Raw genomic sequence first — 21837 nt, 5'->3', positions numbered from 1 at the left:
ACTTCCCCGGACGACTCCCCCTGTGATACGTTAACAATCAGTCCACCCGTGGCTTACACGGGAAAAATGACAGGCTCTCACGCAGAGACTCACGCGATGGCTTCTCCCATGCGCTGCGACGCGCGCGACGACCGGGACTTACACCACCAGCGGGGACGTCACCCCCACCCGCTCCAGGACCCCCGTCGAACCCCACACGGTGTGCACCGTCGGCCGGGCTCCTGCCCCCGCTCCACCCCACCGGCAGGGCGTCAGGAAAGCCACTTTCCTGCAACCACGTTGCATGAAAGTGGCTTTCCTGACCTCCGCGCACATCCCACACAGCAGCCTGCGGCGAGCCGGCAGGCCCAGCAGCACACCCGCCGGGGCCCCGGTGCGCAGCCGAGGATCAGGCCTACACGATGCCGGGAAGCCACTTTCCGGGCGTCCCACGCGCGGGACGCACCGCCGCAGGTTCAGGCCCCGTCGGTCGCGGCCAGCGCCTCCCGGGCGCGGCGGCCGACGGCCTCGGCGAGCTCGGGCGGGTCGACGACCCTGGCGTGGCCGCCGAGGCCGAGGACGAGGCGGACGAGCCAGGCCGGGTCGGCGTAGCGCAGCCGGACCTCGACGCGGTGGTCCGCCAGCTCGACGAGCTCGTCGACCGGGTAGTACTCGGCCACCCAGTGCGCCGCCTGGTCGAGCACGAGCACGGCGGTGCGGTGCTCGGCGCTCGGGCGGAAGAGACCCTCCGACAGGTCGGTCGGCTCGGCGTCGGGCGGCGGCGCGGCGGGCTCGTCGAGCACGTCGGCGTCGTCCACGCGGTCGAGGCGGAACAGGCGCACCGCCTCGGCCCGGCGGCACCACGCCTCCAGGTAGCCGCGGCCCTCGACGATCAGCAGCCGCATGGGGTCGATCGTGCGTTGCGAGACGGCGTCGCGGCCGGCGGTGTAGTAGCGGATCCGCATCGCGCGGCCCTCGGCGAGCGCCTCCCGCACAGCGACGGTGGCCGCCTTCTCCTCCGGCGACATGTCGAGCACGTCGCCGGCCACACCGGCGTCCCCGACCGCCTTCTCGATCTTCACGGTGGCCCGCCGGACCGCGGCTGTGTCGACGACGCCCGGCGCGTCGCCGAGCGTCCGCAGCGCGACGAGCAGCGCTGTTGCCTCCGCGGTGGTCAGGCGCAGCGGCCTGCGCATGCCTGCGTCCTCGGTGACGCTGACGGTGTCGCCGGAGAACGAGAGGTCGACCAGGTCGCCGGGGCCGTAGCCGGGCAGGCCGCACATCCAGAGCAGCTCGAGGTCGCGGCGCAGCTGCTTCTCGGTGATCCCGAAGTCGGCCGCGGCCTCGGCGACGGGGATGCCCGGTCGCGCAAGCAGGTACGGCACCAGCGACAGCAGCCGCGGCAGCCGGTCGGCGACGCCCGTGCTCACGACGCACCCGCCCTCAGCTGGTGGGCCTGCGCCGCTGCCGCCCAGTTGGCGCGGACCGCGGCAGCCAGCTCCGGCGGGCTCAGCACCGCGACGTCGGCGCCGTGGCCGGCCAACCAGCGCGCGACCGTCTCCAGGCTGCGCAGCTCGACCTCCAGCTCGTCGCCGTCGCGGCCCGCGTGGGTGCGCTGCCGGATGACGACGCCGAGCCGGCGCAGGCCGTGCGCGCGCCCGGCCGCGATCCAGATCCGGGCGGTGCCGCCCGCCGACGGCGGGTCGACGCTGCTGCGGACCATGCCGAGCATGTCGACGCCCTCCGGCACGGTGACGGCACCCGCGGCACCGATCGCCGTGACCGCTCCGGAAATGCGGGAGACGCGGAACGAGCGCGGCGCGGCGCGGTCGCGGTCGTGCCCGACGAGGTACCAGCGGCCGCGGTAGGACACGACACCCCACGGCTCGACGGTGCGGCGCTGGACCTCGCCGCCCGCGCCGCCGCGCTGGTGGTCGAACGTGACGGCGCGGCCCGCCTGCACTGCGGCGAGCAGCGGCCCGAACGCCGGCTCCGTCGCGCGCACCCGCGGCTGCACCCGGCCCTGGTCCTCGTCGACCTCGACGCCGGCCGCGCGCAACTTGAGCAGCGCGCCGTGCGCGGGAACGGCCAGCTCGGGCGAGTCCCACAGCCGCGCGGCGAGCGCGACGGCCGCGGCCTCGTCCGGTTCGAGGTCGATCTCGCCCAGCTCGTAGTCCTGGCGCGCGATGCGGTAGCCGTCGGCGGTGTCGAAGCTGGAGCGCCGCCCCGTCTCCAGCGGCACGCCGAGCTCCCGCAGCTCGGTCTTGTCGCGCTCGAACATGCGGAAGAACGCCTCGTCGTTCGGCGCGTCGGCGTACCCGGGCACGGTCGCCCTGATGCGCTCGGCGGTGAGGAACTGCCGGGTGGACAGCAAGCAGAGCACGAGGTTCACCAGACGCTCGGCCCGTGCGGAGGACACGCTGGCATCGTACGACCGGCACCGACCGGTCCCCACCCGCCGGGTGGGTCCGCGGCGAACGTCTCAGAGTGCTACACCCGCACCCTTGACCGGCGGTGGCAGCGGGAACACGCTCCGATGATGGGCGCGGAGCAGGACGTGGAGACCTTCAACCCGTGGACCGTGGTGAACCTCGTGTTCCACCACCTGGCGGACGCCGGGCTGCACCCGGTGCTCGGCGAGCGCGGAGACCCAGCTGTGCCCGCCGCCGCGCTGCTGCGCGCCCTGGGCATCGAACCGGGACGCAACGACGAGGCCCTCACGTCGGCGGGGGTGCAGGACCAGCTCGCCGAGATCCGGGCCCGGATGCTCGGGGAGCCGTAGCGACGGACCGGGTGCGTGCGTTGCGCACGCGAGGGCAGCAAAGCCACTTTCCTGCCCTGTGAGGGCCGGAAAGTGGCTTTCCTGCCCTCCCCAGCCACCCGCCCTCCGGCGTCCGGTCAGCGCGCGAGCAGCACCAGCACGATGCCGACCACCGCGGGGAGGCTCTGCACCAGGAGGATGCGCTTGTTGGCCGTCGCGGCGCCGTAGAACCCCGCCACGAGCACGCAGAGCAGGAAGAACAGCGCGAACGCCAGCCCGACGTCCGTGCGCGCGCCGCCGGCGATCAGCGCGACGATCAGCCCGGCGGCCAGGAACCCGTTGTAGAGCCCCTGGTTGGCCGCGAGCGTGACGGTCTGCTCCGCGAACTCCTCGGTCGTCCCGAACGCCGCCCGTGCCCGCGGGGTGCGCCACAGGAACATCTCCAGCACCAGTATGTAGACGTGGATCAGCGCGACGAGCGCGACGACGACGTCAGCGGCGATCTGCACCCGAGCCTCCCGTAGATGATCAGGAAGCCGGACGGTAGCGCGCCGCGGGCTACAACGACGCGATCAACCGGTCGACACGCTCGTCGACCGACCGGAAGGGGTCCTTGCACAGCACGGTGCGTTGCGCCTGGTCGTTGAGCTTCAGGTGCACCCAGTCGACGGTGAAGTCGCGGCCGGCGGCCTGCGCGGCGGCGATGAAGTCGCCGCGCAGCTTCGCGCGGGTCGTCTGCGGCGGGGTGTCCTTGGCCGCCTCGATGTCGCCGTCGTCGGTGACCCGGTCGACCATGCCCTTGCGCTGCAGCAGGTCGAAGAGGCCGCGCCCGCGCCGGATGTCGTGGTAGGCGAGGTCGAGCTGCGCGATGCGCGGGTTGGCCATGTCCATGTCGTTGCGCAGCCGGTAGCGCTCGACGAGGCGGTGCTTGATCGCCCAGTCGATCTCGCGGTCGATCAGCGAGAGGTTCTGCGACTCGACGGCGTCGAGCGTGCGACCCCAGAGCTCGACCACACGCTGGATCGTGGGGTCTTCCGAGCCGCGGGTCGCGACGTGCTCGACGGCCCGCTCGTAGTACTCCCGCTGGATGTCCAGCGCGCTGGCCTCCCGGCCGCCCGCGAGGCGCACGGTGCGCCGTCCGGTGAGGTCGTGGCTGATCTCGCGGATGGCGCGGATCGGGTTGTCCAGCGTGAAGTCCCGGAACTGGACGCCCGCCTCGATCATCTCCAGCACGAGCGTCGCGGAGCCGACCTTCAGCAGGGTCGTGACCTCGGACATGTTGGAGTCGCCCACGATCACGTGCAGCCTGCGGTAGCGCTCGGCGTCGGCGTGCGGCTCGTCGCGGGTGTTGATGATCGGCCGCGACCGCGTGGTCGCCGAGGAGACGCCCTCCCAGATGTGCTCGGCGCGCTGGGAGAGGCAGTAGACCGCCCCGCGCGGGGTCTGCAGGACCTTGCCCGCACCGCAGATCAGCTGGCGGGTGACGAGGAACGGCAGCAGGACGTCGGCGATGCGGGAGAACTCCCCCGCCCGCGCGACGCAGTAGTTCTCGTGGCAGCCGTAGGAGTTGCCAGCGGAGTCGGTGTTGTTCTTGAACAGGTAGATGTCGCCGCCGATGCCCTCGTCGACCAGCCGACGTTCGGCGTCGACGAGCAGGTCCTCGAGGATCCGCTCCCCCGCCTTGTCGTGCGCGACGAGCTGCGCGAGCGAGTCGCACTCGGCGGTGGCGTACTCGGGGTGGCTGCCGACGTCGAGGTAGAGCCGCGCGCCGTTGCGGAGGAAGACGTTCGACGACCGGCCCCACGACACCACCCTGCGGAACAGGTATCGCGCCACCTCGTCGGGGGACAATCGTCGCTGACCGTGGAAGGTGCAGGTGACCCCGAACTCGGTCTCGACACCGTAGATCCGCCGCTGCATCCCGCCAGCGTAAGCGGAGAGGGGCCACTCATGTCACGCCTGTGACGGCCGAGTTCCGGCGCGTCGCGTCGCGCAGTCACCCCCGCAGCGTCAGGACGATCTCCGGCAGGCGCTGGATCAGCGGGAACGCCGAGCCGAGCGACGACGCCCCGTACGGCACGGCGTGCACCCTCCCGGCCGCAACGGCCGGCGGATCGGCCCACAGCGGCGACTCGAGCAGCGGGACGGCCTCCGGACCCGGCGTGCGCCCGTCCACGGCCGCGGGGACGAGCAGCACGTCCGCCGCGCGGAGCAGCCCGAGCTGAGCCGGTCTTACAGCTCGTCGGGGGTGTCGATGGTGCGCAGGATCAGGTCGGGCGACTGCACTGCGACGGCCTCGACGTCGGGCTCGACGAAGTCGCCGACCTTCGGCACGCCGCGCAGCCGCTGCGGGTACGGGCCGCCGGTGGCCTCGTAGCCGTCGCCGCAGACGGCAACGGGCACGAGATCGAGGTCGACCACCGCGAACGCGCCGTAGAAGTCGGCGCAGGCCACCCGCGACGCGGCGGCGGGCACCTCGACGGGACCCCGGTCGGTCAGGACGCTGCGCATCCGCGGACCGGCAGACCCCGCCGGCGCGGCCGGCGCGCACCCGGCCAGCACGCTCCCGGCGCCGACGGCCGTCGTGGTCGTCAGGAAGTGGCGCCGCGAGATCCGGGAGACTTCGAGCACCGGAGCGGTCACAGCAGCCCCGCCTCGGCCAGGCGCGCCTCGTAGATGTCCTGCGCCTCCTCCTCGTCGGACCCGGTGGCCTCCGCCTCCGCCCAGATCCGTTCGTACTGCTGGGCGGTGCGCTCGTAGCGGCGCATCCAGCGCTCGTTGTCCATCCGCCAGTAGCCGATCACGCCGTACTGGTGGGGCCGCATGCCCAGCTCGTGGCGCAGGTGCTTGCGCACGCCGCGGGTCGCGGCGGCCTCACCTGCGACGTAGACGTAGCCGGGGCCGCCGGTCTCGACGAGCGAGGCCAGCCCGAGGCCGCGGGCGAGCTCCTCCAGCCGGCTGCGGCGGGCGAGGTCGGGGTTGTGCACCCAGGTGACGTCGACGTGCGCGGGCATCGGCACCTCGTCGCCGGGGTCGGGGACCTCCACGACGGCGGTCGTGCGCACGCCCTCAGGTGTTTCCTCGGCGATCCGGCCGATCGCGGGCAGCGCCGCGACGTCGCCGATCAGCACCTGCCACACCGTGTCGGCGCCGCGGCGGTACCAGCTGTTGCGGGCCGAGACGCCCAGCCGGTCGCCCGGTTCGGCGCGCCGCGCCCAGCCCGCGCCGACCCCGCCGTCGTGGGTGACGACGTCGATGTCCAGCCGGCCGGTGCGCGGCTCGACGGCGCGGATGGTGTACCAGCGCCCGTAGTCGTCGCGACCGCCGTCGGGCAGCGGCAGGTGCAGCACGCACGCCTCGTCCGGCACACCGAGCGACGCGATCGGCGGGCCGGCGAGCCCGATCCGGACGATGCTCGGCGACGTGCGTCGCACGTCGAGGACCTTCAGCTCGAACGGGACCTCGGCGCCCATCACCACCCCCTCGTCGAAGTGAGGCTTACCTTACCGAGTGCCCGGCGTAGGGTTCGGTGGTGATCTCCTGGACGCGTCGGCGCATCGACCGCGTGAACGACGTCGACCGCGCGCTTTCCCGCGCGGTCGCCTCGCTGCCGCCGTCGCGGTTCGACACCGTCATGAAGCGGCTTTCGACAGCGGCGAACCACAGCTTCCTGTGGTTCGGGATCGCGGCCATCCTCGCCGCGCGCCGCGGCGCGTCCCGCAAGGCCGCGGCCAGAGGGGTGCTCGCGATCGCCGGCGCCAGCCTTTCGGCCAACGCCGTGCTCAAGCCGCTGCTGCCGCGTCGCCGGCCCGCTGCCTCCGAGCTGCCCGCCTACCAGGCGATCGCGAACCCGCCGACGTCGTCGTCGTTCCCGTCGGGGCACGCCGCCTCGGCCGCGGCGTTCGCGACGGCCGTGGCGATGGAGAGCCCACGGCTCGGTCTGGTGATCGCGCCGATCGCCGCGTCGGTGGCGTACTCGCGCGTGCACGTCGGCGTGCACTGGAGCTCGGACGTCGCGGTCGGTGCCGCGATCGGCTCGGGGGTCGCGCTCGCCACCCGCCGCTGGTGGCCGGTGCGCCACTCCGACGAGGCCCGCGCGCGCCCGCTGGACGCCGTGCCGGAGCTGCCCGACGGCGAGGGCCTGGTGATGGTGTCGAACCAGCGCTCCGGTGACCCGAACCACGATCCCGCCGCCGAGCTCGAGGAAGCGCTGCCGAAGGCCGTCGTGGTCCGCGCCGAGCCCGACCGCGACCTCGACGAGCAGCTCGACGAGGCCGTCGTGGAGCGCGACGGCTGGGTCAAGGCGATCGGGGTGGCGGGCGGCGACGGCACCGTTGCGGCCGCAGCCGCCGTCGCCGGCCGGCGTGGCCTCCCGATGGTCGTGGTGCCCACCGGGACGCTCAACCACTTCGCCCGCGACGTCGGCGTGTACGACCTGCAGGAGGCCGTCGACGCGACCGGCGCCGGCCAGGCCGTCGCGGTCGACCTCGGGTTGATCGACGTGCACCCCAGCGGGGGCGCGCGCGATGCCGTCACGAAGGTGCGCTGCTTCCTGAACACCGCGAGCCTGGGCTCCTATCCCGACCTCGTGCGGCTGCGCGAGCAGTGGCAGCCGCGCTGGGGCAAGTGGCCGGCGTTCGCCGCCGCGCTCGTCGTGGTACTGCGCCGGGCCGAGCCGGTGCAGATCAGGATCGACGGGCGCTGGACGTCGGTGTGGTTCCTCTTCGTCGGCAACGGCCCCTACCACCCGCGCGGGATGGTGCCGGCGTGGCGCCCGACGCTCGATTCGGGCCTGCTCGACGTGCGGTGGCTGCGCGCCGACGTGCGGTTCTCCCGCCTGCGCGCGATCACCGCGCTGCTGCTGGGCGCGCTCGGGCACAGCCGCGTCTACCGCCAGATGGAGGTGCCGCGGCTGGAGGTGGAGCTGGCAGTCCCGGGCATGCTCGCCACGGACGGGGAGGTCGTGGGGGAAGCGGGCCGCTACACGTTCCACGTGGCGAAGGACGCCATCCCCGTCTACCGCCGCCACGAGGACCGCTGGACGGGCCGTGATCGCCCGTACCAGCGGATGTGACCCGATCCTGACCCTGTGACGTCGCGTCAGCCGCCGCCGTAGGGGACGGTGAGGACCTCGAGGTTGTGCCCGTCGGGCGAGTCGAAGTAGAGGCCGCGGCCACCGTCGTTCGTGTTCTGGCCCGGGGTCGAGTGGCCGGGGTCGGCGAAGGTCGCGACGCCGCGCTCCTCCAGGCGCTTCGCCACCGCGTCGAACTCCTCGTCGCTGATCAGGAACGCGTAGTGCTGCGAGTGCACCTCGCCGTCGGTGTCCATGAAGTCGAGGTTGACGCCGTTGGCCGTCTCGACGACGGCGAACGGCCCGTACGTCGTCGGCTCCGGCAGCCCGAGCACGTCGGTGAGGAAGCGGGCGGAAGTGGCCTTGTCGCGGGTGGCGACGATCGTGTGGTTCAGCTCGATGCTCATGCTCACGAGCATGCAACCTCGACCTGGGTGCAGGTCAAGGCTGCACACCCGCTATGGCTACCGGCCGGCGGCGCCCGACCGGCGACCGGCGACCGGACGGCTACTCGGAGACGGCCCCGCTGCCGGCCGGCGCGTCGTCGCCGCCGACCTCGTCGGCCCTCGCGGGCCGGTCGACCGCGCGGTTGGCCTCGGGCAGCAGCTCGCGCAGCGCGTCGCCGGTGATCCGACGGAACGTGCGACGCGGCCGCGCCCGGTCGAGCACGGCCACCTCCAGCGCGCTGACGCCGAGCACCCGCTCGGCCTGCGCCGAGCCGTTGCCGCCGCCGGACCCGGAGCCGGAGCCCGCCGCCACGCCGGCCTGCAGTCCCTCCACGGCGATCGCGATCGCCTCGGCCAGCTCGAGCCCGGACCGGTAGATGTCCTTGAGCTTCGTGCTGATCGGCTCGGTGGTGCCGCCCATGACGACGAACTGCGGCTCGTCGGTGATGGAGCCGTCGTAGGTGATCCGGTAGAGCTGGTCGTCATCGGCGGTGACACCGACCTCGGCCACGCACAGCTCCACCTCGTAGGGCTTCTGCTGCTCGACGAACGCGGTGCCCAGCGCCTGCGCGTAGGCGTTCGCGAGCATCCGCCCGGTGACGTCGCGGCGGTCGTAGGCGTAGCCGCGGACGTCGGCCATGCGGATGCCGCCGGTGCGGAGGTTGTCGAACTCGTTGTAGCGCCCGACCGCGGCGAACCCGATGCGGTCGTAGATCTCGGAGACCTTGTGCAGGGCGCTGGAGCGGTTCTCCGCGACGAACAGCACGCCGCCGGTGTAGGTCAGCACCACGACGCTGCGGCCGCGGGCGATGCCCTTGCGGGCCAGCTCGGAACGGTCGCGCAGGAGCTGGTCGACGGAGGAGTAGAACGGCATCGTCATGGGTCAGCCCCCCGGGTTCTCGGTGCGGCCGGCCACGACGTCACGGACCACGGCCTCGATCTCCGGCTCGGGGCGGCGCACCGCGCCCTCGTCACCGGTGATGGTGACGACCGTGGGGAAGATCCTGCGGGTCAGGTCGGGGCCGCCCGTGGCGGTGTCGTCGTCGGCGGCGTCGTAGAGCGCCTCGACGGCGGCGCGGATCGCGCCCGCGGCGTCGGCGCCGGGGTCGTGGCGCTTCTTCAGCGCCGACTTCGCGTAGACCGAGCCGGAGCCGACCGAGTGGTAGCCCAGCAGCTCGTCGAACCGACCGCCGGTGGGGTCGTAGGTGACGATGCGACCGGCCTCGGCGGGGGGCCGCGCGAGGTCGTAGCCGACGAAGAGCGGCACCACGACGAAGCCCTGCAGGGCGGCGGCGAGGTTCTGCTGCACCATGCCCGCGAGCTTGTTGGCCTTGCCGTCGAGCGAGAGCGGCACGCCCTCGGTCTTCTCGTAGTGCTCGAGGTCGACGGTGAACAGGCGGATCATCTGCAGCGCGACACCGGCGGAGCCGGCGATCCCGACCGCGGAGTGCGAGTCGGTGACGAACACCTTGTCCATGTCGCGCTGCGCGATCGTGTTGCCCGCCGTCGCCCGGCGGTCGCCGGCGATGAGCACGCCCTTGTCGAACGTCAGCGCGACGATGGTGGTGCCGTGCGGGATGTCCGGCCGCGGGACCAGGCCGCCGGCCCCGGACGCGATGCCGGCCGCGAGCCCCTCCGGGACGCGGCCCGGCAGCAGGTGCGGCGCGTTCGTGGCGACGAAGTCGATGAACGAAGAAGGGCCGGGCGCGAGGTACGCGCCGAGCCCGGAGGGTATGACCGGCGACTGCCGGGGATCCGGGAACGCCATGGTCCGGTGCGTGCCTCTCCTCGTGCGGGTGCGGTGGTGCAGGTGCCGTGGTGCTCGTACTGCTGGCCGGCCCGAGGGCCGGTGCTCGGCGACTGCTGAGCGATGACCGGGCGACTACTCGCCGCCCTTTTGGACGTACGCCCTGACGAAGTCCTCGGCGTTCTCCTCGAGCACGTCGTCGATCTCGTCGAGGATCGTGTCGACGTCCTCGCCGAGCTTCTCACGACGCTCCTGGCCGGCTGCCGCGGCGTCGGCGCCCTCGTCGTCGTCGCCGCCACCGCCGCCCTGGCGCTTCGTCTGCTCCTGCGACATGGTTCCCTCCTCGCGCCTGGCCCCGGCCACCGCGCGGCCTGCGCACGACGTACCGGGGTCCGGTACTTGAACAGTACCCAGCTGATCGGCGACACGCCCGCCGCCAACGCCGTGACAATGGGCGCGTCCTGCGCCCACGCCCCGTCACCCGCGGGTGAGCGCCTCCACGAGCTCCTCCGCCGTGCGGGAGTTGTCGATCAGTTCGCCGACGTGGCGGCGGGTGCCGCGCAGCGGCTCGAGCGTGGGGATGCGGACGAGCGACTCGCGGCCTATGTCGAAGATCACCGAGTCCCACGACGCCGCCGCGACCTCCGCGGGGTAGCGCTCGAGGCAGCGGCCGCGGAAGTAGGCACGGGTGTCCTCCGGGGGCGTGCGCATCGCGGCGACCACGTCGTCCTCGTCGACCATCCGCTTCATCGAGCCGCGCGCCACGAGCCGGTTGTAGAGGCCCTTCGCCATGCGGACGTCGGTGTACTGCAGGTCGACCAGCGCGAGCCGGCCCGAGTTCCACGCCAGCCCGTCGCGCTCGCGGTAGCCCTCCAGCAGCCGCAGCTTCGCCGTCCAGTCGAGCCGGTCGGCGGTCTCCATCGGGTCGCGGGCGAGCGCGTCGAGCACGTCGCCCCAGACCTGCAGGACCTCAGCGGTGTCGTCGTCGACGTCGGCGCCCATCGTGTTCTCGACGTGCTTGCGCGCCTTCTCGAAGTAGGCCTGCTGGACGTCGAGGGCGGTCATGCGGCGCCCGTCGGCGAGGTCGATCGTGAGCTTCAGGGTCGGGTCGTGGCTGATCCGGTGCACCGAGCGGACGGGCTCGGCGAGGCGCAGCTCGTCGAACCGCACGCCCTTCTCGATCATGTCCAGCACCAGCGCGGTGGTGCCCACCTTGAGGAAGGTGGAGTACTCGCTCATGTTGGCGTCGCCGATGATGACGTGCAGCCTGCGGTACTTGTCGGCGTCGGCGTGCGGCTCGTCGCGGGTGTTGATGATGCCGCGCTTGAGCGTCGTCTCCAGCCCGACCTCGACCTCGATGTAGTCGGCGCGCTGCGAGAGCTGGTAGCCCGACTCGTCGCCGGACGCGCCGATCCCGACCCGGCCGGCGCCGCAGACGACCTGGCGCGTGGTGAAGAACGGCGTGAGGCCCGCGACGATCGACGGGAACGTCGTCGAGCGCGCCATCAGGTAGTTCTCGTGGCTGCCGTAGCTGGCACCCTTGCCGTCGACGTTGTTCTTGTAGAGCTGGATGCGTGGGGCGCCGGGCACGCTCGCCGAGCGCATCGCCGCCTCCTCCATCACCCGCTCCCCCGCCTTGTCCCAGATCACGAGGCTGCGCGGGGTGGTGACCTCCGGCGTCGCGAACTCCGGGTGGGCGTGGTCGACGTAGAGCCGGGCGCCGTTGGTGAGGATCACGTTGGCGGCGCCGAGGTCGTCGAGCTCGGAGTCGTTCGGGGCGTGCAGCGTGGGCGCGGACAGGTCGAAGCCCCGGGCGTCGCGCAGCGGCGACTCCACCTCGTAGTCCCAGCGGGCGCGGCGCGAGCGGGGGATCTCCGCCGCAGCGGCGTAGGCGAGCACCACCTGGGTGGAGGTGATCACCGGGTTCGCCGTGGAATCGCCCGGCACCGAGATGCCGTACTCGACCTCGGTGCCCATGATCCGTCGAGTGGTCATGGCCGGGTCTCCTGCACGCTCATGGCACGAGCCTATCCGCGTGTCCCCGGCGGAGGGGCAGGATGGGGGCCGTGCAGCTTCCTGCCAGGCCGGGGGACGAGCCGGTTGCCGTGTTCGACGCCGCCGGTGCGGTGACCGGTGTGGCGCCGCGCGGGGTCGTCTACCGCGAGGGCATCTGGCACGGCGCCACCGGTGTCCTGCTGCGCAGCGGCGACGGCGAGCGCGTCTACGTCCACCGGCGCACGCCGGGCAAGCTGATCTGGCCGAGCCGGTACGACTGCTGGGCGGGTGGGGTCATCGGCCCCGGCGAGCCACCCGACACCGCGGCGGTCCGCGAGCTGTCCGAGGAGCTGGGCGTCGAGGTGCCGCTCACCCCGATCGAGCGCTTCGCGTTCGAGGGCGACGGCGTGCGCTGCCACATGTTCACCTACGAGGCCCGCTGGGACGGGCCGGTGCGCCACCAGCCGGAGGAGATCGCGTGGGGCGGCTGGGTGACGCTCGACGACCTGCGCGGATGGCTCGACGACCCGGAGGGTCACCCGTTCGTCCCCGACGGAAGGGCCGGGATCGAGCGCTGGTTCAGCGCACGTCGAGCGCGATGAACTGGGTGACCTGCGTCTCGCTGAAGTTGTCGTCGCTGACCAGCACGAGCGTCTGCGTGCCGTCGGGCCGGTCCGGGCCCCAGGCCATCCCCTCGATGTTGTCGACGGACGCGACGGGCAGGTCGCCGATGTCGGCGACGAGGTGCTTGCGCACCGGCTTCGCTCCCTCGAGCGTCCCGGTCGCGCTCACGTCGGTAGCGCCGAAGGTGTCGATCTCGTAGAGGCGCACCTTGTTGCCGACACCCGTGACGAACGAGCGCTCCAGCACCAGGAACCGCGACGGGTCGTCCGCGTCGATCGCGAGGATCGCGGTGACCCCGGTGCTGGCGAGCTTGTCGGCGGGCACGGGGTCGGCGAACAGCGGTTCCTGCTGGTAGACGTACTGCGCCCGGACGTCCCCGGCCCGCGACTGCAAGACGATCCGCGAGAGCGCGCCGGCGGTGCGCGTCGGCACCGGGCCGTCCTGCAGCAACGGACCCTCAACGGCCGTCACGACGAGGTCGCCGCCCTCGGCGAACGTGAGGCCCTCGGGCCCGAGATTCTGCCGGATGCCGTGCTCCTGCGCGCTCGGCTTCTGCTCGGGGGCGAGCGGCAGGTCGCGGACGAACGCGCCGTCGCGCGTCGCGAACCGCACGCCCGGGTCGATCAGGGTCGGGGGCGTGCCGTCGGTCGGGACGATCCGCTCGCCCTCCTGGCTCCAGGCGAGCTCGTGGGTCTGCGGGTCGACGCGGATGTCCTCGGGGTCGGGCGTCGTGCCGTCGCCGCCCTTCAGCGCCGGGTACGTGGAGCCGTCGGCGCGCCGGAACGGGTGCGTGCCGGTCAGCTCCACCCCGCTCAGGTGCCCGGCGGGGCCGTCGAAGCGCAGCGCCGCGGTGTAGAAGCGGGCCGGCTGCAGCGCGGAGCGGTCGTCGCTCACGACGAACCAGGTGTCGCCGTCGCGGTCGAGGCCGGAGAAGCCGCCGACGGTCGTGCCGTTGAACGTCGTCCCCGGCGGGATGCGGTGCTCGCCCAGGAAGCCCACGGTGATGTGGTGCTCGCCCGCGGCCGCGGGCTGGGCGGTCAGCAGGATGAGCCCGAGTGCGGCGGCGGCCGCGAGCCTGGCGCGTGCGTGCATGGGCGCATCCCACCCGGCCGGGGTGACGGCGAGGTGACCGTGCGGTGTCCGCAGTAAGGCGATCATGACTGCGGCGATCAGGCTCCGGCGTTGGTCTCCGCCGGCGTCATGTGGGGCCCAGCTGTGCGAGAGGGCGCCATATGGGACAGCGCCATATGAGCCAGCACTGTGTCGTAGATCTCCCCCAGCGCCGCCACCTGCTCTGCGCTCAGCGCGTCGAACAGCTGCGCGCGCACCTCCTCGACGTGCCCGGGCGCGGCCGCGACCAGCGCGGCCATCCCCTCGTCTGTGAGCTCGGCCAGCGCGCCGCGCCGATCGGACGCGCACGGCTTGCGGCGCACCCAGCCCATCTCCTCCAGGCGGGCCACGGCGTGGCTCAACCTGCTGCGCGAGGAGTGCGCGTTGGTCGCCAGCTCGCTCATCCGCAGCGTCCGGCCGGGCGTCTCGGAGAGGCGAACGAGGATCTCGTAGTAGGCGTGCGGCATACCGGCGCCGGTCTGCAGCTGGCGCTCCAGCCGCTCGAACAGCATCCGGTTCACGGCGAGGAAGCCGCGCCACGTGTGTTGCTCGTCATCGTCGAGCCATCGGGTCATGGACGTGCCCCTAGGAATAGTTGAGCCCTCAACACGTTTGAGGTAGCGTCACTCTCAACAACTGAGAGTTCAAATAACTCCCCCTCACGGAGGCTCACATGACCACGGCGACCAAGATCCCCGGATACGTTGCAGGTACCTGGGACATCGACCCGGTGCACTCCGACGTCTCCTTCACGGTGCGCCACATGATGGTCAGCAAGGTACGCGGCCGGTTCGCCACGTTCACCGGCTCGATCGTCACCGGCGAGGACATCACCGGATCCGAGGTCAGCGCCGAGATCGACGCCACCTCGATCACCACCGGCAACGACCAGCGCGACAACCACATCCGCTCGGCCGACTTCTTCGAGGTCGAGACGCACCCGACGTGGACGTTCCGCTCCTCGGCCGTCCGCGAGGACGGCGGCGACCTCTTCCTCGACGGCGACCTGACCATCAAGGGCGTCACCCGCCCCGTCTCGCTGGAGCTCGAGGTCAACGGCTTCGGCCCGGACGCCTACGGCGGCACCCGCGCCGGCTTCTCCGCCGCGACCTCGATCAACCGCAACGACTACGGCGTCGACATCGCGATGCCGCTCGACGGCGGCGGTGTGGTGGTCGGTGAGAAGATCCAGATCAACCTGGAGATCGAAGGCGTGCTGCGCCAGTCCTGAGCGCCCCTCCCCACGCCTCCGGCGTGGGGTCAGGAAAGCCACTTTCATGCAACCACGTTGCATGAAAGTGGCTGTCAGGTGAATCGCCGCTAGCCCTGGGTCGACGTTGCACACCGTCGACACACCTTGCTCATGGCCGGCCATGTGCAACGCACACCCACGGTATGCAACGTCGACCCCACCCGGTCCCACGACGAGCGGTCGGCCACCTGCCCCGGGATGCAGGTGGAGGGCAGGAAAGCCACTTTCCTGCCCTCACAGGGCCTGAAAGTGGCTTTCCTGCCCTCGCGTGCGCAACGCACACACCCCAACCCCAGCACGTCCCCGCGGATGCGTGCGCAAGGCACTCCCGACCGCCCGGCGGGCCGGGCCGCGCCCAGCACGGATTCACATCCCTCGTGGCGGCCCGGAGGGTCATGGCGGACTTTCCTGACGTCCGGGCCCAGCGGGCTGTCGGTACCCGGCGTTACGGTCGACGCATGTCCTACCGCGAGCTCCCACCGCCGGCGCCGTTGCGCGGGCTGGTCGAGTGCGGTTGGCGGGCGGAGGTCGCCGCGGCGGCATCACCCGTGGTGAAGGACGTCCTTCCCGACGCCTGCATGGATCTCGTGTGGAACGGGCGCGACCTGCTGGTCGCGGGGCCCGACACCGCGCCGCACCCGGTCCTTCGCGAGCCGGGCGTGCGCAGCGCCGGGCTGCGGTTCGCGCCGGGGCGGCTGCCGGCGCTGCTGGGCGTCCCGGCCGCCGAGCTGCGCAACGCGCGGGCCCCGCTCGCCGAGCTGCACCCGCGGCTCGCGGCGGAGGTCGTCGCACGCATCGAGGGCGGCGCAGAGCCGCTCGGGGCGCTGGCCGCGCTCACGCGGGCGCTGCCGGGGTCGTTCCCCGAACCCGCGCTGAAGATCGTGCTCGCCGGCACGGCCGCCGGCCGCTCGGCCGCGGGCATCGCCGACGACCTCGGCTGGACCACCCGCTCCCTGCACCGCCGCTGCCTGGCGGCGTTCGGCTACGGACCCGCCGTGCTGCGCAGGGTGCTGCGCTTCCGCACCGCGCTGCAGCTCCTGCAGGCCGGCGTGCCGGCCGCCGAGGTGGCAGCCGGCGCCGGCTACGCCGACCAGCCGCACCTCTCCCGCGAGGTGCGGCAGCTCGCCGGTGTCGCGCCCGGCCAGCTGGGTGCTCAGCTGGGCAGGGGCGCGAACAGGTCGACGCCGTTGCCGTCGGGATCGAGCAGCGTCGCGTAGCGCTGGCCCCAGGGCGCGTCGAACGGGTCCAGCTCGCTCCGGTAGCCGTCCGCGGTCGCCTCGGCGTGCAGCGCGTCGACGTCGGCCGGCGAGTCGACCGCGAACGCCAGCCCCAGCCGGCCCGCACCCGTCGGCGGCTCCCAGCCGGCGTGGAACGACCGGACCACCGCCTCCGTGTCGAAGAGCAGCCGCATCCCGCTCGGGAACACGACCTCGACGTGCGGCGCGTGCTCCGCACCGGCGGGCACCGGCGCCCCGAGCAGGCGGTAGAAGGCCAGCGCCTTCCCCATGTCCGCCACGATGATCCCTACCGCGTCCAAACGTGCCTCGATAGCCATGCCGGCAACGCTAGGACCGCGGGCGGAGCGTGTCGTGAACGGATCGGACACCCGCTTAGGGTGATCCCCATGCCCGCTCTCCCACCCGACGGACGGCCGCTGATCGGCTCGACGGTCCGGCTCGACCCGCTCGTCCCCGCCGACGCCGAGGCGCTCTTCCCGCTGTTCGCCGACCCGGCCGTCTACGAGCAGGGCTACGTCATGCACGGCCCGCCCGCCGACGTCGAGGAGACGCTCGTGCACCACGTCGAGCGGCTGCGGGCGCCCGGCCGGATCCCGTACACCATCCGGTTGGTGTCCGACGGGACCGTGGTCGGGACGTCGTCGCTCATGGACGTCGACGTGACGAACGAGCGCACCCACATCGGCTCGACCCTCTACGGCTCACGCTGGTGGGGCACCGCGGTGAACCCGGAGTCGAAGCTCCTGCTGCTCGCCCACGCGTTCGACGACTGCGGCATGGGTCGCGTCAAGATCCAGACCGACGCGCTCAACCTCCGCTCGCAGGCCGCCATCGCCAAGCTCGGCGCGCAGCGCGAGGGGGTGCTTCGCCGGCACGTGCGGCGCGCCGACGGCACGTTCCGCGACTCGGTCGTCTTCAGCATCCTGCGTGACGAGTGGCCGGCCGTCCGCGACGGCCTGCGCGCCCGGCTTGCTTCCGACCAGCGCTGACCTGCCGGCACCGGCGGCGAGACGAGCTCAGGGACGGACGACCCCGCCGGCCAGCATCGGCGACAGGATGTGCCGGCGGAGGGTCTCGGAGTCCTCCTCGGCGAAGGTGCGCATCCCGTCGATCGTGAGCATCGCGACGCCGTGCACGGTCGCCCAGCACAGCCGCATCGCGGTGTCCAGCGAGACCCGGAGCCGGCCCGCGGCTTCGAGCCGACCCAGCGTCTCCCCGAGCACGGCCAGCGCCGCCGGACCGACGGTGCTCTGCGGGTCCCGCCCGCGGGAGTCGAACACGACGCGGAACAGCGCCGGCTTCTCCACAGCGAAACGGACATAGGCCAGGCCCTGCTCGAGCAGCAGCCCCACCTCGTCGCCACCATCTGCGCGCACGGCGCGCAGCCGCTCGCCGAGCTCGGCGAATCCGCGTTGGGCCACGGCGTTGAGCAGCTCCCGCCGGTTGGCGAAGTGCCGGTAGGGGGCCGCGACGCTGACACCGGCGCGTCGCGAGGCCGCAGCCAAGCTGAAGCCGTCGACGCCTTCCTCCTCGATGAGCACGAGCGCGGCATCGATCAGCGCTGACTCAAGCGCTCCGTGGTGATACGAGGACTTCGCCATCGCGGCCATCGTTCACCCTCTTCGCCGATCGGGCCAATCCCCATGGGTTCGGCCCTCGCGCAGCGAGGACGATGGCGTAGACCGGGGCCAGCGTGGCCGACGCGGCGGCGAACGTGAGCTTGGCCACCGAGAACCCGGCGTGCAGTGGCGCGAGGACCTCGGGGAATCCGAACGGGTCCGACAGCATCACCAGCGAGACGCTGTTCTCGACGACGTCGCACGCGGGCGCGAGCGCCATCAACGGCGCCATCCGCCGCAGCCGGCGCGATCCGGCCGGGTTCCGGTGGCGCAGCAGCGCGGCTGCGGTCAACACGATCATGGTCAGGCTCGCTGCGAGTCCGACCGACCAGATGACGTCGACCAGCTCCGTGGCGACCATCCGGTCGAGCGTGCCCTGCGCAGCGAGCACTCGGTAGTGGCCGCGGACGGTCTCGGCGTCGAAGCCGAGGTTCGCCTCGGCGAGCGTGACCGGATGCCGCACGCCGGCGAAGGTGCGCTGCACCAGGATCTGCCCCAACACCGCGAGCCCCACCGAACCGGTGAGCAGCGCGAGCAGCTCGACGCGACCGAGCACACGACGCAACCATGTCTGCTGCCACAGTGTCACACCCGTCACGACCAGCAACGGGACCCCGATCGTCGCCAACGCCAACCGCAACGCCTCCGTCCAACCGGCCGGGACATAGATCACCACGGCAAGAGCCGCGCCGAGGAACAGATGCACGATCCTCGCGGTCCTACGCACCACCACACCGCTCACCCCGACAATGTTAGAGGCATTAACATTGTCGGAGCAAGCGCGCCGTACGACCTCTGCTTGACCTTCGGGTAGCCCGAGGGTCCATCGTGTGCCTGTGGACGAGGCACAGTTGAGCATCGGGCACTTCGCCCGGATCTCCGGGCTGTCGGTGCACACGTTGCGGCACTACGACGAGGTGGGCCTGCTGCGCCCGGACACCGTCGACGACGTGTCGCGGTACCGCCGCTACCGGCGCGAGCAGGTCGCGACGGCACGGCTCATCCGGTCCCTGCGCTGTCTCGGCCTCGCGATCGACGACATCGTGGACGTGCTCGCCGCCACCGCGGACGACGCGCGTGCCGTGCTGGAGCGGCACCGCCACCGGCTGGAGATCCAGCGCACCGAGCTGGACGTGCAGCTCGGCAACGTGGCCCGCTACATCGAGAAGGGAGTCTCCGTGGAGAGCGTCGTGCAGGTCGGCTGCAGGCCGGTGCAGATCAAGCTCGCGGTCAAGGACGCGGCGAGCGCCGCGCGCTTCTACCAGGACGCCTTCGGCTGCCGGTACGAGGTGACCCGGCGCGCCGAGGACACCGAGTACCACGGCCTCATCTTCGGCACCTACGGCCGCGACGACTTCTTCCTGATGCACTTCATCGACGATCCCGCCGACATGGACCAGCCGGGCAGCTCGACGTTCGGCCTGCTCGTCGACGACCTCGACGCCGTGCACGCCCGCGCGGTGCAGGCGGGCGGGTCGGAGCTGTTCGAGCCGCACGAGCCCGAGGGCATGCCCCGCTGCTCCGCCGTCCGCGACCCCAGCGGCAACTGGGTGTGGCTCTACCAGGCCTGACCCACCGGTGACACCCAGCCCGCAGGGGCCCCGCCGGGGTGCCAGGAAAGCCACTTTCCTGTCCTGTGGCGCCAGGAAAGCCACTTTCCTGGCAACCCCCGTGACCAACCTGGACTACCCAGGAAGGTGGCACCCCCGGAGGGCCGGAAAGTGGCTTTCCTGCCCTCCACACGCACCCGGGGCAGGTGGCCGACCGTGCGCCCGTCCGCCACATGGAACCGTGGTCGTCACGCAGCCCTGTTGATCAACCACAGGGTTCCATGAGGCGACCCCGGCCAGCCCGTGCGACCGGGTGGGGTCGACGTTGCACACCGTGGGTGTGCGTTGCACATGGCCGGCCATGTGCAACGTGTGTCGACGCTGTGCAACGTCGAACCAGAGGTGGTGCCAGAAAAGTGGCTTTCCTGGCACTCCGCGGCCACGCGTGCCCGGCAGCGCTGTCCTGCAACTCACGTCGCAGGACAGCGGCTCCGGGATCTGCCGGCTACAGGTACTGGCCCGTGTTGGACGCTGTGTCGATCGCCCGGCCCGGCTCGGCGTTCTTGCCGGTGACGAGCGTGCGGATGTAGACGATCCGCTCGCCCTTCTTGCCGGAGATGCGCGCCCAGTCGTCGGGGTTGGTGGTGTTGGGCAGGTCCTCGTTCTCGGCGAACTCGTCGACGATCGCGTCGAGGAGGTGCTGCACGCGCAGGCCCGGCTGGCCCGTCTCGAGCACCGCCTTGATCGCGGTCTTCTTCGACCTGTCGACGATGTTCTGGATCATCGCGCCGGAGTTGAAGTCCTTGAAGTAAAGCGTCTCCTTGTCGCCGTTGGCGTAGGTGACCTCCAGGAACCGGTTCTCCTCCGTCTCGTCGTACATCCGCTCGACGACCCGCTGGATCATCGCGTCGATGCAGGCGCTGCGGTTGCCGGCGAACTCCGCGATGTCGTCGGTGTGGATCGGCAGGGTCGGCGTGAGGTACTTCGAGAAGATGTCCTGCGCCGCCTCGGCGTCGGGACGCTCGATCTTGATCTTCACGTCGAGCCGGCCCGGACGCAGGATCGCCGGGTCGATCATGTCCTCGCGGTTGGAGGCGCCGATGACGATGACGTTCTCCAGGCCCTCGACACCATCGATCTCGGCGAGGAGCTGCGGCACGATCGTGGTCTCGACGTCGGACGAGACGCCCGACCCGCGGGTGCGGAAGATCGAGTCCATCTCGTCGAAGAACACGATGACCGGAGTGCCGGCCGAGGCCTTCTCCCGGGCCCGCTGGAAGATCAACCGGATGTGCCGCTCGGTCTCGCCGACGAACTTGTTGAGCAGCTCCGGGCCCTTGATGTTGAGGAAGAACGCGCGGCCCTCGTCGGGGTTGTCCCCCCGGACCGCGGCGACCTTCTTCGCCAGCGAGTTGGCGACCGCCTTCGCGATGAGCGTCTTGCCGCAGCCGGGCGGGCCGTAGAGCAGCACACCCTTCGGCGGGCGCAGCTCGTACTCCTTGAACAGCTCGGCGTGCAGGAACGGCAGCTCCACGGCATCGCGGATCTGCTCGATCTGCCGGAACAGGCCGCCGATGTCGGAGTAGTCGACATCGGGCACCTCCTCCAGCACGAGGTCCTCGACCTCCGCCTTCGGGACGCGCTCGTAGGCGTAACCGGCCTTGGTGTCGACGAGCAGCGAATCGCCCGGCTTGAGCGGCACGACGTCGGGCTTCTCCGGGCCGGCGATGAGCGGCTCGGCGAGCCACACCACCCGCTCCTCGTCGGCGTGCCCGACGACGAGCGCACGGCCGGCCAGACCGTCCAACGGGTCGGAGAGCACCTCTCGCAAGGCGCAGACCTCGCCGACCCGCTCGTAGTCGCCCGCCTCGACGACCGTGAGCGCCTCGTTGAGGCGCACCGTCTGGCCGCTGTTGAGCTCCGCGATCTCCACCGCCGGCGAGACGGCGACCCGCATGCGCCGACCCGAGGTGAAGACGTCGACGGTCTCGTCGGGGAAGCTCGCCAGGAACACGCCGTAGCCGCTGGGCGGCTGGGCGAGCCGGTCGACCTCCTCGCGGAGCGCGACCAGCTGGCCGCGGGCCTCCTTGAGCGTCTCGGTGAGCTTCTCGTTGCGGGCGGAGAGCTGCGCGAGCCGGCTGGCCGACTCGGCGAGACGCTGCTCCAGTACACGTGCATGCCGCGGCGACTCGGTGAGCTTGCGGCGGAGAAGGGCAACCTCTTCCTCGAGGAAGCGGATCTGCGCTGCGGCCTCCGCGGGGGTCAGCTCCCCGCGATCACCTGGTTCACGCCTGCCGGGACCGTCGTAGGGGTTCACGGCAACCTCCCTCCGTGTTCCGTTTCCATACGGTACCTGGCCGGTCCGACAGTGGCCGTGCGGCGAACCGGTGATCCACCACTCAACCGGACGGCACCTTGACGCTCCACCGAGTTCGGTGCTGCGTC

The 21837-nt window shown here is 71.9% G+C and carries 25 protein-coding genes; 7 read left to right on the top strand and 18 right to left on the bottom strand.

Going from position 1 to position 21837, the window contains the following annotated elements; all coding sequences use genetic code 11:
• Positions 1-455: 455 nt before the first annotated feature.
• Together LL648_RS20205 and LL648_RS20200 are read right to left on the bottom strand one after the other, a co-directional pair.
• Positions 456-1409, bottom strand: a complete 954-nt coding sequence (locus LL648_RS20205) for a helix-turn-helix transcriptional regulator (RefSeq protein WP_232664178.1) — start codon at positions 1407-1409, stop codon at positions 456-458.
• Positions 1406-2398, bottom strand: coding sequence for a helix-turn-helix transcriptional regulator (locus LL648_RS20200; RefSeq protein ID WP_232664177.1), 993 nt, complete (start codon positions 2396-2398; stop codon positions 1406-1408). The genes LL648_RS20205 and LL648_RS20200 overlap by 4 nt, the downstream gene beginning before the upstream one ends.
• A 120-nt stretch (positions 2399-2518) precedes the next feature.
• Here LL648_RS20200 and LL648_RS20195 point away from each other — a divergent pair, with 120 nt between their 5' ends.
• Complete coding sequence (locus LL648_RS20195) at positions 2519-2761, top strand: hypothetical protein (RefSeq protein ID WP_232664176.1); 243 nt, start codon at positions 2519-2521, stop codon at positions 2759-2761.
• A 116-nt stretch (positions 2762-2877) separates the two neighbouring features.
• On the opposite strand, the gene LL648_RS20190 is transcribed toward LL648_RS20195, so the two are convergent.
• The 5 genes from LL648_RS20190 to LL648_RS20170 all read right to left on the bottom strand — a co-directional run bounded on the left by LL648_RS20190 (position 2878) and on the right by LL648_RS20170 (position 6213).
• Positions 2878-3249, bottom strand: coding sequence for a DUF1304 domain-containing protein (locus LL648_RS20190; protein WP_232664175.1), 372 nt, complete (start codon positions 3247-3249; stop codon positions 2878-2880).
• Positions 3250-3298: 49 nt separating this feature from the next.
• Positions 3299-4660 (bottom strand): Pup--protein ligase, encoded by a 1362-nt coding sequence (gene pafA / locus LL648_RS20185; protein WP_232664174.1) that lies wholly within the window; start codon positions 4658-4660, stop codon positions 3299-3301.
• Positions 4661-4736: 76 nt separating this feature from the next.
• Positions 4737-4937 (bottom strand): hypothetical protein, encoded by a 201-nt coding sequence (locus tag LL648_RS20180; RefSeq protein ID WP_232664173.1) that lies wholly within the window; start codon positions 4935-4937, stop codon positions 4737-4739.
• Between the two features lie 35 nt (positions 4938-4972).
• Positions 4973-5383, bottom strand: coding sequence for a twin-arginine translocation signal domain-containing protein (locus LL648_RS20175; protein ID WP_232664172.1), 411 nt, complete (start codon positions 5381-5383; stop codon positions 4973-4975).
• The gene (locus LL648_RS20170; RefSeq protein WP_232664171.1) at positions 5380-6213 is read right to left on the bottom strand and encodes a siderophore-interacting protein; all 834 of its coding nucleotides are present in this window, start codon (positions 6211-6213) and stop codon (positions 5380-5382) included. Before LL648_RS20170 ends, LL648_RS20175 begins: the two co-directional genes overlap by 4 nt.
• 59 nt (positions 6214-6272) lie before the next feature.
• Between LL648_RS20170 and LL648_RS20165 the strand changes: the two genes are divergently transcribed.
• Positions 6273-7814, top strand: coding sequence for a bifunctional phosphatase PAP2/diacylglycerol kinase family protein (locus LL648_RS20165; RefSeq protein ID WP_232664170.1), 1542 nt, complete (start codon positions 6273-6275; stop codon positions 7812-7814).
• A gap of 26 nt (positions 7815-7840) precedes the next feature.
• Here the strand turns inward: LL648_RS20165 and LL648_RS20160 are convergent, their stop codons facing one another.
• From LL648_RS20160 to dop, 5 genes are all read right to left on the bottom strand, one after another.
• On the bottom strand, positions 7841-8218 hold the full coding sequence (locus LL648_RS20160; RefSeq protein ID WP_232664169.1) for a VOC family protein: 378 nt from the start codon (positions 8216-8218) through the stop codon (positions 7841-7843).
• Positions 8219-8318: 100 nt separating this feature from the next.
• A complete protein-coding gene (gene prcA, locus LL648_RS20155) occupies positions 8319-9137 on the bottom strand; it encodes a proteasome subunit alpha (RefSeq protein WP_232664168.1) in 819 nt (272 codons plus the stop codon).
• A 3-nt stretch (positions 9138-9140) separates the two neighbouring features.
• Positions 9141-10025: a proteasome subunit beta gene (gene prcB / locus LL648_RS20150; RefSeq protein ID WP_232664167.1), complete on the bottom strand. Its 885-nt coding sequence runs from the start codon at positions 10023-10025 to the stop codon at positions 9141-9143.
• A gap of 114 nt (positions 10026-10139) precedes the next feature.
• Positions 10140-10337, bottom strand: coding sequence for a ubiquitin-like protein Pup (locus tag LL648_RS20145; RefSeq protein WP_141276402.1), 198 nt, complete (start codon positions 10335-10337; stop codon positions 10140-10142).
• A gap of 144 nt (positions 10338-10481) precedes the next feature.
• The gene (gene dop, locus LL648_RS20140) at positions 10482-11999 is read right to left on the bottom strand and encodes a depupylase/deamidase Dop (protein WP_232664166.1); all 1518 of its coding nucleotides are present in this window, start codon (positions 11997-11999) and stop codon (positions 10482-10484) included.
• A 71-nt stretch (positions 12000-12070) separates the two neighbouring features.
• Here dop and LL648_RS20135 point away from each other — a divergent pair, with 71 nt between their 5' ends.
• Positions 12071-12601: an NUDIX domain-containing protein gene (locus LL648_RS20135; protein WP_232664165.1), complete on the top strand. Its 531-nt coding sequence runs from the start codon at positions 12071-12073 to the stop codon at positions 12599-12601.
• Here the strand turns inward: LL648_RS20135 and LL648_RS20130 are convergent.
• Positions 12579-13715: an esterase-like activity of phytase family protein gene (locus tag LL648_RS20130; protein ID WP_232664164.1), complete on the bottom strand. Its 1137-nt coding sequence runs from the start codon at positions 13713-13715 to the stop codon at positions 12579-12581. The genes LL648_RS20135 and LL648_RS20130 overlap by 23 nt on opposite strands.
• A 77-nt stretch (positions 13716-13792) precedes the next feature.
• Complete coding sequence (locus LL648_RS20125; protein WP_232664163.1) at positions 13793-14308, bottom strand: MarR family winged helix-turn-helix transcriptional regulator; 516 nt, start codon at positions 14306-14308, stop codon at positions 13793-13795.
• A gap of 98 nt (positions 14309-14406) precedes the next feature.
• On the opposite strand from LL648_RS20125, the gene LL648_RS20120 reads away from it, so the two are divergent.
• Positions 14407-14964, top strand: a complete 558-nt coding sequence (locus LL648_RS20120; protein WP_232664162.1) for a YceI family protein — start codon at positions 14407-14409, stop codon at positions 14962-14964.
• 479 nt (positions 14965-15443) lie between these two features.
• Positions 15444-16202, top strand: a complete 759-nt coding sequence (locus LL648_RS20115; protein ID WP_232664161.1) for an AraC family transcriptional regulator — start codon at positions 15444-15446, stop codon at positions 16200-16202.
• On the opposite strand, the gene LL648_RS20110 is transcribed toward LL648_RS20115, so the two are convergent.
• Positions 16139-16540, bottom strand: coding sequence for a VOC family protein (locus LL648_RS20110; RefSeq protein ID WP_232664160.1), 402 nt, complete (start codon positions 16538-16540; stop codon positions 16139-16141). The two genes, LL648_RS20115 and LL648_RS20110, sit on opposite strands and share 64 nt — an antisense overlap.
• A 69-nt stretch (positions 16541-16609) precedes the next feature.
• Here LL648_RS20110 and LL648_RS20105 point away from each other — a divergent pair, with 69 nt between their 5' ends.
• Complete coding sequence (locus tag LL648_RS20105; protein WP_232664159.1) at positions 16610-17212, top strand: GNAT family N-acetyltransferase; 603 nt, start codon at positions 16610-16612, stop codon at positions 17210-17212.
• Between the two features lie 27 nt (positions 17213-17239).
• Here the strand turns inward: LL648_RS20105 and LL648_RS20100 are convergent, their stop codons facing one another.
• Together LL648_RS20100 and LL648_RS20095 are read right to left on the bottom strand one after the other, a co-directional pair.
• Positions 17240-17824, bottom strand: a complete 585-nt coding sequence (locus tag LL648_RS20100) for a TetR/AcrR family transcriptional regulator (RefSeq protein ID WP_232664158.1) — start codon at positions 17822-17824, stop codon at positions 17240-17242.
• Entirely contained in the window at positions 17790-18584 is a 795-nt protein-coding gene (locus LL648_RS20095) for a hypothetical protein (RefSeq protein ID WP_232664157.1), read from the bottom strand. Before LL648_RS20095 ends, LL648_RS20100 begins: the two co-directional genes overlap by 35 nt.
• Before the next feature lie 94 nt (positions 18585-18678).
• On the opposite strand from LL648_RS20095, the gene LL648_RS20090 reads away from it, so the two are divergent.
• The gene (locus LL648_RS20090; RefSeq protein WP_232664156.1) at positions 18679-19413 is read left to right on the top strand and encodes a MerR family transcriptional regulator; all 735 of its coding nucleotides are present in this window, start codon (positions 18679-18681) and stop codon (positions 19411-19413) included.
• Positions 19414-19897: 484 nt separating this feature from the next.
• Here the strand turns inward: LL648_RS20090 and arc are convergent, their stop codons facing one another.
• On the bottom strand, positions 19898-21709 hold the full coding sequence (gene arc, locus LL648_RS20085; RefSeq protein WP_374112081.1) for a proteasome ATPase: 1812 nt from the start codon (positions 21707-21709) through the stop codon (positions 19898-19900).
• Positions 21710-21837 lie beyond the last annotated feature (128 nt).

This window comes from Pseudonocardia sp. TRM90224 (assembly GCF_021245725.1).
GTDB lineage: Bacteria > Actinomycetota > Actinomycetes > Mycobacteriales > Pseudonocardiaceae > Pseudonocardia.
The sequence above is the reverse complement of the archived record's forward strand: the minus strand, read 5'-3'. Positions and strand labels throughout refer to the sequence as shown.